The organism is Pandoraea nosoerga (genome assembly GCF_902459585.1).
Lineage (GTDB): Bacteria > Pseudomonadota > Gammaproteobacteria > Burkholderiales > Burkholderiaceae > Pandoraea > Pandoraea nosoerga.
Map to the genome: position 1 here is coordinate 149,979 of NZ_CABPSC010000014.1, position 15,043 is coordinate 165,021.

Genomic DNA, 15,043 nt, shown 5'->3' on the forward strand with positions numbered 1-15,043 from the left:
GCCGATCACGCCGCATCGAATCAAGAAAGCCGCAGCGTCGATTCTGCGGCTTTTTTTGATGGATGGAAAAACGCCACGTCAGTGCTTGCGGCGCGCCAGGTTGGGCGACAGGACGGTCGGCAGCGCCTTGGGCAGCGTATCGGGGAAGTCGCGCGAGAAGTGCAGGCCGCGGCTCTCGTGGCGCGATAGCGCGCTGTCCACGATGAGCGACGCGACGTCCACCAGGTTGCGTAGCTCGAGCAGATCCCGGCTCACACGGAAATTGGCGTAATACTCGGTGATTTCCTCGCGTAGCAGGGCGATGCGATGCTGCGCGCGCTCCAGACGCTTGGTCGTGCGCACGATGCCGACGTAGTTCCACATCATGCGGCGCAGCTCGTCCCAGTTATGGGCGACGACGACCTCCTCATCGGCATCCGAGACGCGGCTCTCGTCCCAGGGCGGCACGTCGGCCACGGCCGGATGTGTGAACTCGCCGCGTTGAATGTCCTCCGCCGCGGCCTTGCCAAGCACGATGCATTCGAGCAGCGAGTTGCTCGCCAGCCGGTTGGCGCCATGCAGCCCCGTGTAGGTGGCTTCTCCGACCGCGTGCAGTCCCGGCAAATCCGTGCGGCCGTGCATGTCGGTGACGATGCCGCCGCACGTGTAATGCGCGGCGGGCACGACAGGAATCGGTTGCGTGGTGATGTCGATGCCGAGTTGGGCGCAGCGCGCGAGAATCGTCGGAAAATGCTCGCGAAGGAATTCCGGACTCTGATGGCTGATGTCGAGATAGACGCAGTCGAGCCCGTGCTTCTTCATCTCGAAGTCGATGGCGCGCGCCACGATGTCGCGCGGCGCCAACTCGGCGCGCGGGTCGTGCTGAGGCATGAAGCGGGTGCCGTCGGGCAGCACCAGTCGTCCGCCTTCGCCGCGCACCGCTTCGGTGATCAGAAACGACTTGGCGTAAGGGTGATAGAGGCACGTCGGATGGAACTGGATGAACTCCATGTTCGCGATCCGGCAGCCGGCGCGCCAGGCCATTGCGATGCCATCGCCGGTCGCGGTGTCCGGGTTCGTCGTATAGAGATAGACCTTGCCTGCACCGCCGGTCGCCAGCACCGTGTGGCGCGCCGTCATGGCGAGCACTTCGCCGGTGCCCAGATCCTGCACGTACAGACCCTGGCAGTGGCGTCCGGCGGTCGGTGCAGCGTCGAGGCGGTCCGACGTGATCAGGTCGATTGCGAAGTGGTTCTCGAAAAGCGTGATGTTCGGATGGCGCCGCACGCGCTCCGTGAGCGTGGCGATCACTGCGTGCCCGGTGGCGTCGGCCGCATGGATGATGCGGCGATGGCTGTGGCCGCCCTCGCGCGTGAGGTGGAAGCCGAGTTCGGCGGCCTCGTCGCGGGTGAAGGGCACGCCCTGGGCGATGAGCCACTCGATCGCCTCGCGGCTGTGCTCGACGATGAAGCGCGTGGCGCCTTCGTCACAGAGTCCGGCGCCGGCGACCAGGGTATCGGCCACATGCTCGTCGACGCTGTCGGTCGAATCGAGCACCGCGGCGATGCCGCCTTGCGCCCAGTCGCTGGCCCCTTCGGGCATCGGGCGCTTGGCGACCAGCGCGACGCGGCAGGTGTCGGCCAGATGCAGGGCGACGGACTGGCCGGCGAGTCCACTGCCGACGATGACGACATCGAAATTCATGATACGGGCTGTCTCCGGAGTCGTCGCCACGGCGGTGGTGCGCGCCTCGTGATGGAAAATGAGCCAGTATAGCGAGTCAATACGCGTGTGGCACGAGCCACTATGCGCACCTTGGCGAAATAGTGTCGCGCGCGACTACGCAGCGCGTAGCGCAGCGAATTTCGGGACGCCCGGAAACGAAAAACCCCGCCAGGGGCGGGATAGAACGAAAAACCCCGCCGGGGGCGGGGTATCGAACGCAACGGCGAACCGTTGCGAGAAAACCTGTTGATCTTATTTGATCTTGGTTTCCTTGTAGGGCACGTGCTTACGAGCCACCGGATCGAACTTGCTGATTTCCATCTTTTCCGGATGGGTACGCTTGTTCTTGGTGGTCGTGTAGAAATGACCCGTGCCAGCGGTCGATTCCAGCTTGATCTTGTCGCGAGCGCCTTTTGCCATGATGAGCTCCTAAAACTTAGATGGCGTTGCGCGAACGCAGGTCGGCCAGAACGGCGTCGATGCCGTTCTTGTCGATCAGGCGCAGGCCGGCATTCGAAATGCGCAGGCGCACCCAACGGTTTTCGCTCTCAACCCAGAACCGGCGATTTTGCAAGTTCGGGAGAAAACGGCGCTTGGTTTTGTTGTTGGCGTGGGAAACGTTGTTGCCGACCATCGGCGCTTTCCCGGTCACTTGACATACGCGTGCCATGAAGCACTCCTAACCCAGAATTCTGTGTAAAAAAATGGTGAGTCGAAAAGACAGACCGCGATGATACCACAAAAATCCCAGACAAATCAATCGCTTTAGTCGATGTAGGATGCGAGTCCCTGGCGGGAAACGTCTGTCGGAGATTCGGGGAAGGGACGGATTATAGCGCAAGCCGCCCCCGAGCGCGACATGCCTGCCGAATTCTTGTGCAAATGTTGCGGGAAATCACACCTCGCCGTGCTCCGCGAGCGAGTACACACTGCTGCCTGCCACGATGAAATGATCGAGCAGGCGGATCTCCAGCAGCGCCAGTGCTTCGCCCAGCTGGCGGGTGAGCGCCAGGTCGGCCGTGCTCGGGCGCGCAACGCCGGACGGATGATTATGGGCGACGATGACCGCCGCAGCATGGGTCTCGAGGGCCGCCCGGACGATCTCGCGCGGGTAGGCGCAAGTCTGGGTGAGCGTGCCTTCGAACATCACCCGCGTGCTCACGAGCCGGTGAGCGGCGTCCAGAAACAGGCAGGCGAAGCGTTCGCGGGAGGGGTCCTGCAGCGTTAGCCGCAGGTAATCGCGAACGCGCTCGGGCGAATCGAGCAGGCTGCCGGCCTGCATGCCTTCGCCGAGCATGCGGCGCGCGACTTCGAGCGCGGCCTGGAACTGAAGACATTTGGTCTGGCCGAGCCCGGGCACCTGCCGCAGCGTCTCGAACGGCATGGCCAGAAGCCGGGCGAGCGAGCCGCTGCGGGCGAGCAGGTCCCGGGCGAGATCGACGGCGTTGCGCCCGTGCGAGCCGGTGCGCAGCAAGATGGCGAGCAACTCGGCGTCGGAGAGGGCGCCGGGGCCGCGGGAGAGCATTTTTTCACGAGGGCGCTCGGTGAGCGGCCATTGGGCGATGGACATGACGACTCCGGAGGCGGATGCGCCCGGCCGCATGATGCCGGGGCGTCTCTGACGAACGAGGCTGCCGCCGATGGAAAAAATCGGGAACAGCGTTGATGGGGAGCCGGACGCGCAACGCGTCGTCGTTTACAATAATAGCTTGACCCTGCTGTGAGACCCCCATGAGTTCTGTCGCAACCCCCGTGGTTCAAGACGATTCCTATCTGACGCTCCACTACCGGATTGCCGCGCCCGATGGTGCGGACATCGTCAACACTTTCGAAGGCACCCCTGCGACGCTGCAGCTCGGCGGCGGCCAGATGGTGCCCACGCTGGAGCAGGCGTTGCTGGGAATGACGGTGGGGGAGCGGCGCCGCATCGAACTGGCGCCCGAGCAGGCATTCGGCCCACGCAATCCCGAGCTGCTGCAGCGCGTTTCGATGAAGACGTTGCAGGAGAACAGCAACTTCGGCGAAGAATATAGCGTCGGCGATCTGGTCGAGTTCAACGCGCCGAGCGGTGGCCGCTACGCGGGCATCCTGCGCGAGCTGGGCGACGGCTGGGCATTGTTCGACTTCAACCACCCGCTGGCCGGACAGCCGATCGTGTTCGAAGCCCAGATTATCGGCATTCTGTAGGAATCGAGATGAGCGCCACCCAATTCGTAGCACCGACGCTGTCGGATGCGGAAATCCTGCTGGCCCAGCCGCGCGGCTTTTGCGCCGGCGTCGATCGTGCGATCGAGATCGTCGAGCGCGCGCTGGCCATGTACGGCGCGCCGATCTACGTGCGCCACGAGATCGTGCACAACGCTTACGTCGTCGAGAATCTGCGCAAGAAGGGCGCGATCTTCGTCGAGGAACTCGCCGACGTGCCGCCGGGCAACACGCTGATCTTCAGCGCCCACGGCGTATCGCAAGCCGTCCGTGCTGAAGCGCAGGCGCGCGGGCTCCGCATTTTCGACGCCACGTGCCCCCTCGTCACGAAGGTCCACGTCGAGGTCGCGAAGATGCGCGGCCAGGGGCTCGAGATCATCATGATCGGCCACAAGGGCCACCCCGAAGTTGAGGGCACGATGGGGCAGTCGGGCGAGGGCATGTTCCTCGTCGAGACGATCGAAGACGTGCTGAATCTGCAGGTGGCCGACGAGAGCAAGCTGGCCTACGTCACGCAGACGACGCTCTCCGTGGACGACGCCGCCGAAGTCATCAATGCGCTCAAGAAGCGTTTCCCGGCGATCGTCGAGCCGAAGAAGCAGGACATCTGCTATGCCACGCAGAATCGTCAGGACGCCGTGAAATTCATGGCGCCGCAATGCGACGTCGTGGTGGTCGTGGGCAGCCCGAACAGTTCGAACTCGAACCGCCTGCGCGAAGTGGCCGAGAAGATGGGCGTGCCGGCCTACATGGTCGATTCGCCCGACCAGCTCAAGCCCGAGTGGTTCGACGGCAAGCGTCGCATTGGCGTGACGGCAGGTGCGTCGGCGCCCGAAGTGCTGGCGCAGTCGATCGTGTCGCGTCTGCGTGAGCTGGGCGTGAACCAGGTCAAGGTGCTCGAGGGCGTTGAAGAGAACATCGCGTTTCCGCTGCCCAAGGGCCTCACGCAGGTGGCCGCCGACTGAGCGCCGACCTCGTGAAAAGCGGCGGCCGTTCGCGGTAACGCCGCACAGGCGCAGCGCACACGCCGCATCGCCAGCAAACCGGAGCGTCGCATCGGGCGACCTCCGGTTTTTTTATTGCCCTTCGCGTTCCGCCGCCCGCGCTTGCTTGGGGCGCGTCGTGTCGCGTGTGTCGCCGTGCTACCTGTGCCGCCTGTGCCGCCTGTGCCGCCTGCGCCGCCTGTGCTGGCGCGCCGCTTTTCCAACCCAATCGGGGGAACGGGATGGGAAGCGAACAGGCAGGGGCGCAGGCGAACCCGCCTGATGCCCCGCGAAACCTCACAAAACCCGCAAAACCTCCGCAAAACCTCGCTGCGCAATTCACGCATGCGGCTCCCGTGATTTGCGAGGTCGCCGCATGTCCGAATCCGTGCATTTCCGTGTGTTGTCTGGTGAAACTGGGCGCCCTAATTATTTATTCAACAATTACAGAATTCAAACCCGTAACTGATATTCGGTTTTGGTAAATCCGGTTATTTATACACTTCCTTAATTAGACGAAACCCTCAAAATCGCACGGGCACGGGAATTGCTTATTAGATTGGTGCGCTGTACAGGCCCATAGATGGTGCAGTGCATGCACCATGAAGCCGCCCGGGTGCGAGCACGCGGGTGAATAAAACGTTTAACGATTCCGGGGTTGCGCTTTTGAAAAATTAGGGTTGCACAAGCTGGTATAAACCTTAGGCCTCCATTATGGAAAACCCTGTGACGGCGAGCGTCGCAGCCGCAAAGAATGGAGTTACAATGCGCGCGTTTCGCATACGAAACATTGAATTGGCGTCATTGGCGTTATTAAAGCGCCGACAATCAGGAGATAATCACATGCAACTCAAGTTCGCGAAGGTACTGCCCGTAGTCGCCGCAGTGACGCTGTTGGCGGCATGCGGTCAGAAGGAAGAAAAGCAGGCCGATTCGGGTGCCGCTTCTGCACCTGCCGCGACGACTGCCGCTAGCGGGGGCGGCGATGCGGTTGTAGTCAAAATTGGTCACGTTGCACCATTGACGGGCCAGATTGCCCACTTGGGCAAAGATAACGAAAACGGTGCACGCCTCGCCATCGAGGAAGCCAACAAGGCCGGCCTGACGCTCGACGGCAAGCCGGTCAAGCTCGAACTCGTGGCCGAAGACGACGCCGCCGATCCGAAGACCGCAACGCAGGTTGCCCAGAAGCTCGTCGACGAGAAGGTGGTCGCCGTCGTGGGGCACCTGAATTCGGGCACGACGATCCCGGCCTCGAAGATCTACAGCGACGCCGGCATCGTTCAGATCTCCCCGTCGGCAACCAACCCGGCCTATACGCAGCAGGGTTTCAAGACGACCTATCGCGTCGTCGCCACGGACGCCCAGCAGGGTCCGGCACTCGCCAACTACGCGAGCAAGTCGCTTGGCGCCAAGTCGGTGGCCATCGTCGATGACGCAACGGCTTACGGCAAGGGGCTGGCCGACGAGTTCGAGAAAACCGCCAAGGCCAACGGCCTGAAGGTGCTCTCGCACGACGCGACCAACGACAAGGCCACGGACTTCCGCGCGATTCTGACGAAGATCAAGGGTGAGCGTCCGGACATCATCATGTACGGCGGCATGGACGCCACCGGCGGCCCGTTCGCCAAGCAGTCGAAGGAGCTCGGCATCGGCGCCAAGGTGCTCGCCGGCGACGGCGTGTGTACCGACAAGGTGGCCGAACTGGCCGGCGACGCCATCGACAACATCGTGTGCTCGGAAGCGGGCATGGCGCTGTCGAAGATGGAGGGCGGTGCAGACTTCTCGAAGCGTTACGAAGAGCGCTTCAAGCAGCCGATCCAGATCTACGCCCCGTTCACGTATGACGCCATCAACGTGATCGTCGACGCCATGAAGCGCGCCAACTCGGCCGATCCGGCGAAGATCCTGGCCGCCATGCCGGCCACGGACTACAAGGGTGTCATCGGTCACATCGCTTTCGACAGCAAGGGCGACATGAAGGAGCCGGTGATCACGCTCTACAACTACAAGGACAAGAAGAAGAGCGTGCTCGACGTGGTGAAGATGTAACTCCCGGGCGCTCGCGCCATGAAACGGCACCGTCGCCTACCCGTTCGGTGCCGTTTCCTCATCTGCGGATCGATGCCGTGCCTGCATGACGGGCGCGGCCCTCCTCCTCACACAGGATTACGCCTCATTACCCGCAGTTCTCCCGGTTTCGTCGCACGTCCTATCGGGCAAGCGTGCCGGGAGCCCGTTTTCGGGGACAAGGAGTTAGCTTCATGGATATTCTTATCCAACAAATCTTGAACGGCCTCGTGCTTGGCAGCGTCTACGCGATCATTGCACTCGGCTATACGATGGTCTACGGCATTCTGGGCATCATCAACTTCGCCCACGCCGACGTGATGATGATCGGCGCCATGGTCGCGCTGTCCACCATCAACCTGTTGTTGAAGGTCGCGCCGGACATGAACCCGGCGCTCATGCTGGCCATTGCCACGCTCGTGTGTATGCCCGTGTGTGCCCTGACCAACTTCGTGATCGAGCGCGTGGCCTACCGGCCGTTGCGCAACGCGCCGCGTCTTGCGCCGCTGATCACGGCCATTGGCGTGTCGCTGCTGTTGCAGACCATCGCCATGCTGATCTGGTCGCGCAACCCGCTCTCGTTTCCGCAACTGCTGCCGACCGATGCGCTCACGATCATCCCGCAGCGCGGCGATCATCCGGGCGCGGTGACCAACGGCACCGGTATCGTGATCGTCGTCGTCGCGTTCCTGGTGATGTTCGGCCTGACGCAGCTCGTGAACCGGACCAAGCTCGGACGCGCCATGCGTGCGACGGCGGAAAACCGCAACGTGGCTGGTCTCATGGGCGTGAACCCCAACTTCGTGATCTCCGCGACGTTCGCGCTGGGCGGCGCCCTGGCGGCGCTCGCGGGCGTGATGATGGCGTCGAACTACGGCAACGCCCACTTTTACATGGGCTTCATCCCCGGCATGAAGGCGTTCACCGCGGCGGTGCTCGGCGGTATCGGCAACCTGCAGGGGGCGATGGTCGGCGGCGTGCTGCTCGGCCTGATCGAAGCGCTCGGGGCAGGCTACATCGGTGATCTCACCGGTGGGGTATTCGGAAGTAACTATCAGGACGTGTTCGCGTTCATCGTCCTGATCGTCGTGCTGGTGTTCCGTCCGAGCGGTCTGCTTGGCGAACGCGTGGCCGATCGTGCATAAGCGGGGAGGACCGACATCATGAATCAACCCGTGCAAACGTCCTCCGGGCCGGCCACGCAGATCTCTGCGGCGGCGGCCACGCGCAAGGCCTACCGCGGCCTCGCGCTGTTTCTCGTGGCGGCAATCTTCGCGCCCGTGCTCGTCGGTTATGCCGGCGGCAACTACTGGGTGCGCGTGCTCGACTTCGCGCTGCTCTACATCATGCTCGCGCTGGGCCTGAACATCGTCGTGGGCTTCGCCGGCCTGCTCGACCTGGGCTACATCGCGTTCTATGCGGTCGGCGCGTATGTCACGGCATTCCTCAGCTCGCCTCACCTGACCACGCAATTCGAGTGGATCGCGCACATGTTCCCCGCCGGGCTGCACGTGCCGGTGTGGTTCACGATCCCGATCGGGGCGGCGGTCGCGGCGGTGTTCGGCATTCTGCTCGGTGCCCCGACCCTGCGCCTGCGCGGCGACTACCTGGCCATCGTGACGCTGGGCTTCGGCGAGATCATCCGCATCTTCATGAACAACCTCGACCGGCCGGTGAACATCACCAACGGCCCGAAGGGGATCACCGGCATCCAGCCCGCGTCGCTGTTCGGCTTCGATTTCTCGAAGGCGCACAACTTCTTCGGGTTCCAGGTGAGCTCGGTGTACATGTACTACTACCTGTTCGTGTTCCTCGCGCTGCTCATTGCGTTCATTTGCGTGCGCTTGCAGCACTCGCGCATCGGGCGCGCCTGGGTGGCGATTCGTGAAGACGAAATCGCCGCGAAGGCGATGGGTATCAACACGCGCAACATCAAGTTGCTCGCGTTTGCCATGGGGGCGTCGTTCGGCGGCGTGGCCGGCGGCATGTTCTCGGCGTTCCAGGGCTTCGTCTCGCCGGAGTCGTTCACTTTCTGGGAGTCGATCGTCGTGCTCTCGATGGTGGTGCTCGGCGGCATGGGCCACATTCCGGGCGTGATTCTGGGCGGCGTGCTGCTCTCGGCGTTCCCCGAGATTCTGCGCTCGACCATGGGCCCGTTGCAGATGAAGTTGTTCGGCAGCGTCATCGTCGATCCCGAAGTGATCCGGCAGTTGCTGTACGGTCTGGCCATGATCCTGATCATGCTCTACCGTCCGGCCGGCCTGTGGCCGTCGCCGCGTCCGGAAGAGCGGACTCTGTAAGCCGAGGGAGACGAATTCAAGATGAGCGAACAAATTCTTCTGTCCGTCAAGGGCGTGAACAAGCGCTTCGGCGGTCTGCAGGCTCTCACCGACGTGGGGCTGGAGATCAGGCCGGGGCAGATCTATGGCCTGATCGGCCCCAACGGCGCGGGCAAGACCACGTTCTTCAACGTGATCACGGGCCTGTACACGCCCGATTCGGGCGAATTCCGTCTGGCCGGCGAGTCGTACAAGCCGAGTGCCGTGCACGAGGTGGCGAAGGCCGGCATTGCGCGCACGTTCCAGAACATTCGCCTGTTCGGCGGCATGACGGTGATCGAGAACGTGATGGTCGGGCGCCACGTGCGCACGAAGATGGGCGTGGTCGGCGCAATCCTGCGCCACCCGGGGGCCAAGGCCGAGGAGCGCGCCATTCGCGATCGTGCGATGGAACTGCTCGAATACGTGGGCGTGGCCAAGTACGCCAACTACACGGCGGCGAATCTCTCTTACGGCCACCAGCGCCGTCTGGAGATCGCGCGCGCGCTGGCGACCGATCCGAAGCTGCTCGCGCTGGACGAGCCCGCAGCCGGCATGAACGCGACCGAGAAGGTCGAGCTGCGCGGCCTGCTCGACAAGATCCGCAGCGACGGCAAGACGATCCTGCTCATCGAGCACGACGTGAAGCTGGTGATGGGGCTGTGCAACCGCATGACGGTGCTCGATTACGGCAAGGTGATTGCCGAAGGTTTGCCGCAGGACGTGCAGAACAATCCTGCGGTGATTGAAGCGTATCTCGGTGCAGGAGGCCATTGATGAGCGCAATGTTGACGATCAAGGGCCTGAAAGTCGCTTACGGCGGTATCAAGGCGGTCAAGGGCATCGACCTGAATATCCAGCCGGGCGAGCTGGTCACGCTCATCGGTGCGAACGGGGCGGGCAAGACGACCACGATGAAGGCGATCACCGGCCTGTTGCCATGGGCCGAGGGCGACATCGAGTATCTGGGCAAGTCGATTCGCGGGGTGAAGGCGTTCGATTTGCTCAAGCAGGGGCTGGCGATGGTCCCGGAGGGTCGCGGCATCTTCACGCGCATGACCATCCTCGAGAACATGCAGATGGGGGCGTACCTGCGCAACGACACCGCGGGCATCAAGCAGGACGTCGATCGGATGTTCGGCATCTTCCCGCGCCTGAAGGAGCGCAAGGACCAACTCGCGGGCACGCTCTCGGGAGGGGAACAGCAGATGCTGGCAATGGCGCGCGCGCTCATGAGCCAGCCGAAACTGTTGCTGCTCGACGAGCCGTCGATGGGACTCTCGCCGATCATGGTGGAGAAGATCTTCGAAGTGGTGCGCACGGTTTCGGCCGAGGGCGTGACGGTGCTGCTCGTGGAGCAGAACGCGCGTCTTGCGCTGCAGGCGGCGCACCGCGGCTACGTGATGGACAGCGGCCTCGTCACGATGACCGGCGATGCGAAAGACATGCTCGACGACCCGAAGGTGCGCGCGGCGTATCTCGGCGAGTAGGGGCGGGAAACGTCAGCCGGCAAGTCCGGCTGACGAAACAGGAAGGGCGCCCGGTGGTCCGCATCCGGCGCCCTTCTTCGTTTTCTCCGGCGAGCCCGTCACCAGGCGCCCATCCCGCTTCCCGGGGCCGCCGGCAGCCGCTTGCCGAGGCTCACGACGTCGTCGGCGGCGTAGCCGTGGGCGCTGTAGAACGCCAGCGCTTCGCGCGAGCCGGTCAGCACCTGCAGATTCAGCTTGAGACATCCGCGCTGCGCGAGCGCGCTTTCCGCGTGGCGCAGCAGGGCGCTCGCCACGCCGCGGCGCCGCAGCGCGCGCGCCACCGCCAGCGAGTACACCCACCCGCGATGCCCGTCATAGCCCGCCATCACCGTGCCCGCAATCTTGCGCTCGCGGACCGCAACGAAGAACAGGCCGTCACGCATCGCCGCCTTGTTCGCGATCGACCGGCGCGGTTCGCGATGCGGCTTGTCCGGCGCGTTGTACTCGGGAAACGCGTCGCGCCACAACGCGAGCACCGCCTCCGTGTCCGCCTCGTCGAACGGGCGAATGCGAATATCCACCGGCGCGCTCGTCATGGCGCCTCCCGCTTGCCGGTGTACACGTCGGGCCGATGAATCTGCATCATCTTGTTGACCGGGCCGAGCGGCTCGAAACCGTAGCGCGCGTACAAACCCGCCGCATCGGTCGTCGCCAGCAGGAAGCGCCGCAGTCCCTGCAGCGCCGGGTGCGCCAGCACGTTCTCGCACAGACGCTTGCCGATGCCCAGCCCGCGCATCGGGGGATCGACGAATACGTCGGCCAGATAGGCGAACGTCGCACGATCGGTGATCACACGCGCGAACCCCACCTGGCGCACGGGGCCCCCTTCGACCTCGGTGGCATACGCGCCGAAACACAGCGAGTGCGAAATGGCGCGCATGAGCGTCTCGCGCGGAATGTCCTTCGCCCAGTGCGTCTGCGTGGACAGCGCGTGGTGAATGAAGCCGATGTCGAGCCGGGCCGGATCGGACGAAATCTCGACGATGGCGTCCGCGGGCGGCGTCGCATGGGCATGACTCATGTCGTTCATTGACGGGTGCTCCCAGGAGTGGACAGGGCGCGCGCCGCGCCCGGCGCGAGGGCCGGACGGGCGGGCTGACCCCGCAAGGTTTTCAGACGTGCTTGGCGAGCAGCGTGTCGAGCATCGAGAGCATCTGGTCGATTTCCTCGCGGCTCACGTTCAGTGCGGGCATGAAGCGCAGCAGGTTCGGACGCGCCGAATTGAGCAGCAAGCCGTCCGGCGCCATGTCGCGCGCCGCTTCGACCAGTTGCGGGCCGATGTCGCGCCCGAGCAGCAGCGCGCGCAGCAGGCCCGCGCCGCGCTCGCCCTCGCCGCCGTACTTCGACGACAGATGCTGCAGCCCGGCGCTCAGATAATCGGCCTGCGCACGCACGAATTCGAGAAAACCGGGCGCGCTCACCGTGCGCATGACCGCGAGACCCACGGCGCACATGAGCGGATTGCCGTTGTACGTGCCGCCCTGATCGCCGGGCTGGAACACGGCGAGCTCGTCGGCGCACAACATCGCCGCGAGCGGCACGCCGCCGCCGATGCCTTTGCCGAGCGTCATGATGTCGGGCACGATGCCGGCCTGCTGATGCGCGAAGAGCGTGCCGGTGCGTCCGCAACCGGTCTGCACCTCGTCGACGATCAGCAGCAGCCCGCGCGCCTGCGTGAGCGCGCGCAGTTCCTTGAGGAAGGTCGTCGTCGCCGGCACGACGCCGGCCTCGCCCTGAATCGGCTCGAGCATCACGGCCACCGTGTCGGGGCCGATCAGCGCTTCGACCGATGCCAGGTCGTTGAGCTCCGCCTTCGGAAAGCCCGGCACCTGCGGGGCGAAGATCGTGTCCCAACCCGGCTTGCCGCTCGCGGACATCGTTGCGAGAGTACGGCCATGGAAGCCGTTCCGGAACGTGATGATCTCGTAGCGCGCACCGCCCGAGGCGTTCGGGTGCAACTGCCCCCACTTGCGGGCGAGTTTGATGGCGCTCTCGTTGGCCTCCGCGCCGCTGTTCGCGAAGAAGACCTTGCCGAGGCCGGAGAGCGTCGCGAGCAGGTCGGCCAGCTCGATCATCGGGCCGTTGTAGAACGCGGGGCTCGGATTGAGCAGCAGCGCGCCTTGCGTGGCGAGCGCGTCGCGCATCACCGGATGGCAGTGGCCGAGGCTGTTGACCGCCCAGCCCTGGATGAAGTCGAGATATCGCTTGCCCTCGTGGTCGTACAGCCAGCCGCCCTTGCCGTGCGTGAAGACGAGCTCGGGGCGCGTGGTGATAGGCAACAGCGCCCCGGTGGGGAACTCGGCGAACCTGGCGTTACGCGCGGCTCCGGGCGCATTGGAGGGCGGAACGGCGGGCGAGTTGGCAAGCGACATGACGGTCTCCGAAGGACAAGGGTGAAAGAGACGAGGGAATAAAAAAAGCCACGGGGACTGCCCGTGGCTTCGCTGTGCTTGAGAACTTGCGTGTTATCGCAGTCGATAGCGTGCCGCGCGGCATCCCGGTTGGGGCAGCGTGCGGCGACGTCGGATCGAGGCGATGGCAATCAGGTTCATGTCGGCAAGCATAAGGGGGTGACGCGGCGCTTGTCAAAGGGTAAGCGCGCACTGTGGCGTGCGCGCATCTTTGCGAGGTTCAGGATCGCCGCCCGGCGCGCGGCGCACGGTCCGCCCGTCAGTGGCCGCCGCCGGGGTTGTCGGCCTCGGTGGTGAACGCGTCGGCGAAGAACGCATCCTCCGGCAGGCCGTGGTGCGTGGTGAAGTCGCGCCGCGCCGACTCGACCATCACCGGCGCACCGCACGCGTAGACTTCGTGGCCCGACAGGTCGGGCAGGTCTTCCACCACGGCCCGGTGAACGAAGCCCGTGCGGCCCTGCCACCGGTCTTCGGGCGCGGCCTCGGAGAGCACCGGCACGAACGTGAAGCCCGGAATGTCGCGCGCCCACTGTTCGGCCAGTTCGCGCATGTAGATGTCCTTGAGCTGGCGTGCGCCCCAGTACAGCGTCATCGGGCGTGCCAGTCCCTTGTGTACGGCATGCTCGACGATGGCCTTGATCGGCGCGAAGCCCGTGCCCGAGGCGAGCAGCACGATCGGCCGGTCGGAGTCCTCGCGCAGGAAAAACGTGCCCAGCGGGCCTTCGAAGCGCAGGATCTCGCGCTCCTTCATGTTGAGGAAGACGTGGTCGGTGAACGCGCCGCCGGGCATGTGCCGCAGATGCAGCTCCAGGAAGCCTTCCTCGTGCGGCGCGGTCGCCATCGAATAGCTGCGGCGCTTGCCGTCCTTCAGGATGAATTCGATGTACTGGCCGGCGAGGTACTGGAAGCGTTCGTTGGCGGGCAACTGCAGACGCATCACGATCACGTCGTCCGCGCGGCGCTCGAGCGCGTTCACGCGACAGGGCAGGCGCTTGACCGGAATGTCGCCGATGCCCTTGACCTCGCGCGATTCCACGACGAGATCGCCGCTCGCGTGCGCGCAGCACAGCAGCGCAAAGCCTCGCGTTTGCTCGTCCTTGGTGAGCGCGGAACTGGAATGCGCGCCGTGCTCGACGCTGCCCTCGACGAGCCTGGCCTTGCACGAGCCGCAGCCGCCGTTCTTGCACCCGTAAGGCAGGCCGATGCCCTGACGCAACGCGGCAGAAAGCACGGCCTCGCCGTCTTCGACCTGAAACTCGCGCCCGCTCGGCACGAGGGTAACGTTGTAAGCCATACTACAATCCGAAAAATGAAAAATTCGTCGAAATCCTTCGGTCGTCCGCGCCTGCTGGTCGTGGGCTGTGGCGACGTCGGCATGCGTGCGTTGCCGGCCCTCATCCCGCGCTTTCGCGTCTTTGCCGTGACGTCGAGCGACGCCCGGCACGCGGCCTTGCGCGCGGCCGGCGCGATTCCGGTCATCGCCAATCTCGATGATGCCGCCAGCCTGCGCCGCATCGGCCGTCTGGCCCCTCGCGTGCTGCATCTCGCGCCGCCCGCCGCAGTCGCCGGCAACGGTTCGCGGGATCTGCGCACGCGCCGCTTGCGCGCCGCGCTGGGGCGAGCGCCCGAACCCGTGATTGTACCCGAGGGGGGGCGCCAAGCCCTGTCACGCCTGCCCCGTGCGGTCCGTCGAATCCTCGTGTATGCCAGCACCAGCGGCGTCTATGGCGACTGCGGGGGCGCGCATATCGATGAGACCCGGACACCGGCGCCGCGTTCGCCGCGCGGCCAGCGCCGCGTCGACGCCGAGCGCACGCTGCGCG

General features: G+C 64.7%; 16 protein-coding genes. 8 read left to right on the forward strand and 8 right to left on the reverse strand.

Features of this window, described 5'->3' with window-relative positions; translation table 11 throughout:
- Positions 1-78: 78 nt before the first annotated feature.
- The 4 genes from nadB to radC all read right to left on the reverse strand — a co-directional run bounded on the left by nadB (position 79) and on the right by radC (position 3,274).
- Positions 79-1,683, reverse strand: a complete 1,605-nt coding sequence (nadB, locus tag PNO31109_RS17580) for an L-aspartate oxidase (RefSeq protein ID WP_150556748.1) — start codon at positions 1,681-1,683, stop codon at positions 79-81.
- 273 nt (positions 1,684-1,956) lie between these two features.
- Complete coding sequence (rpmG, locus tag PNO31109_RS17585; RefSeq protein WP_010807102.1) at positions 1,957-2,124, reverse strand: 50S ribosomal protein L33; 168 nt, start codon at positions 2,122-2,124, stop codon at positions 1,957-1,959.
- 16 nt (positions 2,125-2,140) lie between these two features.
- A complete protein-coding gene (gene rpmB, locus PNO31109_RS17590; RefSeq protein ID WP_039405121.1) occupies positions 2,141-2,374 on the reverse strand; it encodes a 50S ribosomal protein L28 in 234 nt (77 codons plus the stop codon).
- A gap of 225 nt (positions 2,375-2,599) precedes the next feature.
- Positions 2,600-3,274: a RadC family protein gene (gene radC / locus PNO31109_RS17595; RefSeq protein ID WP_150556749.1), complete on the reverse strand. Its 675-nt coding sequence runs from the start codon at positions 3,272-3,274 to the stop codon at positions 2,600-2,602.
- Positions 3,275-3,435: 161 nt separating this feature from the next.
- Here radC and PNO31109_RS17600 point away from each other — a divergent pair, with 161 nt between their 5' ends.
- The 7 genes from PNO31109_RS17600 to PNO31109_RS17630 all read left to right on the forward strand — a co-directional run bounded on the left by PNO31109_RS17600 (position 3,436) and on the right by PNO31109_RS17630 (position 10,770).
- Positions 3,436-3,891 (forward strand): FKBP-type peptidyl-prolyl cis-trans isomerase, encoded by a 456-nt coding sequence (locus tag PNO31109_RS17600; protein ID WP_150556750.1) that lies wholly within the window; start codon positions 3,436-3,438, stop codon positions 3,889-3,891.
- Between the two features lie 8 nt (positions 3,892-3,899).
- Positions 3,900-4,874 carry a 4-hydroxy-3-methylbut-2-enyl diphosphate reductase gene (gene ispH, locus PNO31109_RS17605; protein ID WP_150556751.1) on the forward strand — a complete coding sequence of 325 codons (975 nt, stop codon included), beginning with the start codon at positions 3,900-3,902 and terminating at the stop codon, positions 4,872-4,874.
- An 861-nt stretch (positions 4,875-5,735) separates the two neighbouring features.
- Positions 5,736-6,944 carry a branched-chain amino acid ABC transporter substrate-binding protein gene (locus PNO31109_RS17610; RefSeq protein WP_150556752.1) on the forward strand — a complete coding sequence of 403 codons (1,209 nt, stop codon included), beginning with the start codon at positions 5,736-5,738 and terminating at the stop codon, positions 6,942-6,944.
- A 212-nt stretch (positions 6,945-7,156) separates the two neighbouring features.
- Complete coding sequence (locus tag PNO31109_RS17615; protein WP_150556753.1) at positions 7,157-8,107, forward strand: branched-chain amino acid ABC transporter permease; 951 nt, start codon at positions 7,157-7,159, stop codon at positions 8,105-8,107.
- Positions 8,108-8,125: 18 nt separating this feature from the next.
- Positions 8,126-9,262, forward strand: a complete 1,137-nt coding sequence (locus PNO31109_RS17620) for an ABC transporter permease subunit (RefSeq protein ID WP_241014073.1) — start codon at positions 8,126-8,128, stop codon at positions 9,260-9,262.
- Between the two features lie 21 nt (positions 9,263-9,283).
- On the forward strand, positions 9,284-10,057 hold the full coding sequence (locus PNO31109_RS17625; protein WP_150556754.1) for an ABC transporter ATP-binding protein: 774 nt from the start codon (positions 9,284-9,286) through the stop codon (positions 10,055-10,057).
- Complete coding sequence (locus PNO31109_RS17630; protein ID WP_370750473.1) at positions 10,057-10,770, forward strand: ABC transporter ATP-binding protein; 714 nt, start codon at positions 10,057-10,059, stop codon at positions 10,768-10,770. The genes PNO31109_RS17625 and PNO31109_RS17630 overlap by 1 nt, the downstream gene beginning before the upstream one ends.
- A gap of 98 nt (positions 10,771-10,868) precedes the next feature.
- Here the strand turns inward: PNO31109_RS17630 and PNO31109_RS17635 are convergent, their stop codons facing one another.
- The 4 genes from PNO31109_RS17635 to PNO31109_RS17650 all read right to left on the reverse strand — a co-directional run bounded on the left by PNO31109_RS17635 (position 10,869) and on the right by PNO31109_RS17650 (position 14,514).
- Complete coding sequence (locus tag PNO31109_RS17635) at positions 10,869-11,345, reverse strand: GNAT family acetyltransferase (protein WP_150556756.1); 477 nt, start codon at positions 11,343-11,345, stop codon at positions 10,869-10,871.
- Positions 11,342-11,839, reverse strand: a complete 498-nt coding sequence (locus tag PNO31109_RS17640) for a GNAT family N-acetyltransferase (protein ID WP_150556757.1) — start codon at positions 11,837-11,839, stop codon at positions 11,342-11,344. Before PNO31109_RS17640 ends, PNO31109_RS17635 begins: the two co-directional genes overlap by 4 nt.
- An 82-nt stretch (positions 11,840-11,921) precedes the next feature.
- On the reverse strand, positions 11,922-13,181 hold the full coding sequence (locus PNO31109_RS17645) for an acetylornithine transaminase (RefSeq protein ID WP_150556758.1): 1,260 nt from the start codon (positions 13,179-13,181) through the stop codon (positions 11,922-11,924).
- A 298-nt stretch (positions 13,182-13,479) separates the two neighbouring features.
- The gene (locus PNO31109_RS17650; RefSeq protein ID WP_150556759.1) at positions 13,480-14,514 is read right to left on the reverse strand and encodes a CDP-6-deoxy-delta-3,4-glucoseen reductase; all 1,035 of its coding nucleotides are present in this window, start codon (positions 14,512-14,514) and stop codon (positions 13,480-13,482) included.
- Between the two features lie 81 nt (positions 14,515-14,595).
- On the opposite strand from PNO31109_RS17650, the gene PNO31109_RS17655 reads away from it, so the two are divergent.
- A partial coding sequence (locus tag PNO31109_RS17655) for a Rossmann-fold NAD(P)-binding domain-containing protein (protein WP_503124986.1) occupies positions 14,596-15,043 on the forward strand: 448 nt, incomplete at its 3' end.

Coding starts and splice junctions, on each gene's coding strand:
- PNO31109_RS17640 (WP_150556757.1), bottom strand. CDS start 11,839: ATGAACGACATGAGTCATGCCCATGCGACGCCGCCCGCGGACGCCATC.
- radC (WP_150556749.1), bottom strand. CDS start 3,274: ATGTCCATCGCCCAATGGCCGCTCACCGAGCGCCCTCGTGAAAAAATG.
- PNO31109_RS17610 (WP_150556752.1), top strand. CDS start 5,736: ATGCAACTCAAGTTCGCGAAGGTACTGCCCGTAGTCGCCGCAGTGACG.
- rpmG (WP_010807102.1), bottom strand. CDS start 2,124: ATGGCAAAAGGCGCTCGCGACAAGATCAAGCTGGAATCGACCGCTGGC.
- PNO31109_RS17645 (WP_150556758.1), bottom strand. CDS start 13,181: ATGTCGCTTGCCAACTCGCCCGCCGTTCCGCCCTCCAATGCGCCCGGA.
- rpmB (WP_039405121.1), bottom strand. CDS start 2,374: ATGGCACGCGTATGTCAAGTGACCGGGAAAGCGCCGATGGTCGGCAAC.
- nadB (WP_150556748.1), bottom strand. CDS start 1,683: ATGAATTTCGATGTCGTCATCGTCGGCAGTGGACTCGCCGGCCAGTCC.
- PNO31109_RS17625 (WP_150556754.1), top strand. CDS start 9,284: ATGAGCGAACAAATTCTTCTGTCCGTCAAGGGCGTGAACAAGCGCTTC.
- PNO31109_RS17615 (WP_150556753.1), top strand. CDS start 7,157: ATGGATATTCTTATCCAACAAATCTTGAACGGCCTCGTGCTTGGCAGC.
- PNO31109_RS17650 (WP_150556759.1), bottom strand. CDS start 14,514: ATGGCTTACAACGTTACCCTCGTGCCGAGCGGGCGCGAGTTTCAGGTC.
- PNO31109_RS17630 (WP_370750473.1), top strand. CDS start 10,057: ATGAGCGCAATGTTGACGATCAAGGGCCTGAAAGTCGCTTACGGCGGT.
- PNO31109_RS17600 (WP_150556750.1), top strand. CDS start 3,436: ATGAGTTCTGTCGCAACCCCCGTGGTTCAAGACGATTCCTATCTGACG.
- PNO31109_RS17635 (WP_150556756.1), bottom strand. CDS start 11,345: ATGACGAGCGCGCCGGTGGATATTCGCATTCGCCCGTTCGACGAGGCG.
- ispH (WP_150556751.1), top strand. CDS start 3,900: ATGAGCGCCACCCAATTCGTAGCACCGACGCTGTCGGATGCGGAAATC.
- PNO31109_RS17620 (WP_241014073.1), top strand. CDS start 8,126: ATGAATCAACCCGTGCAAACGTCCTCCGGGCCGGCCACGCAGATCTCT.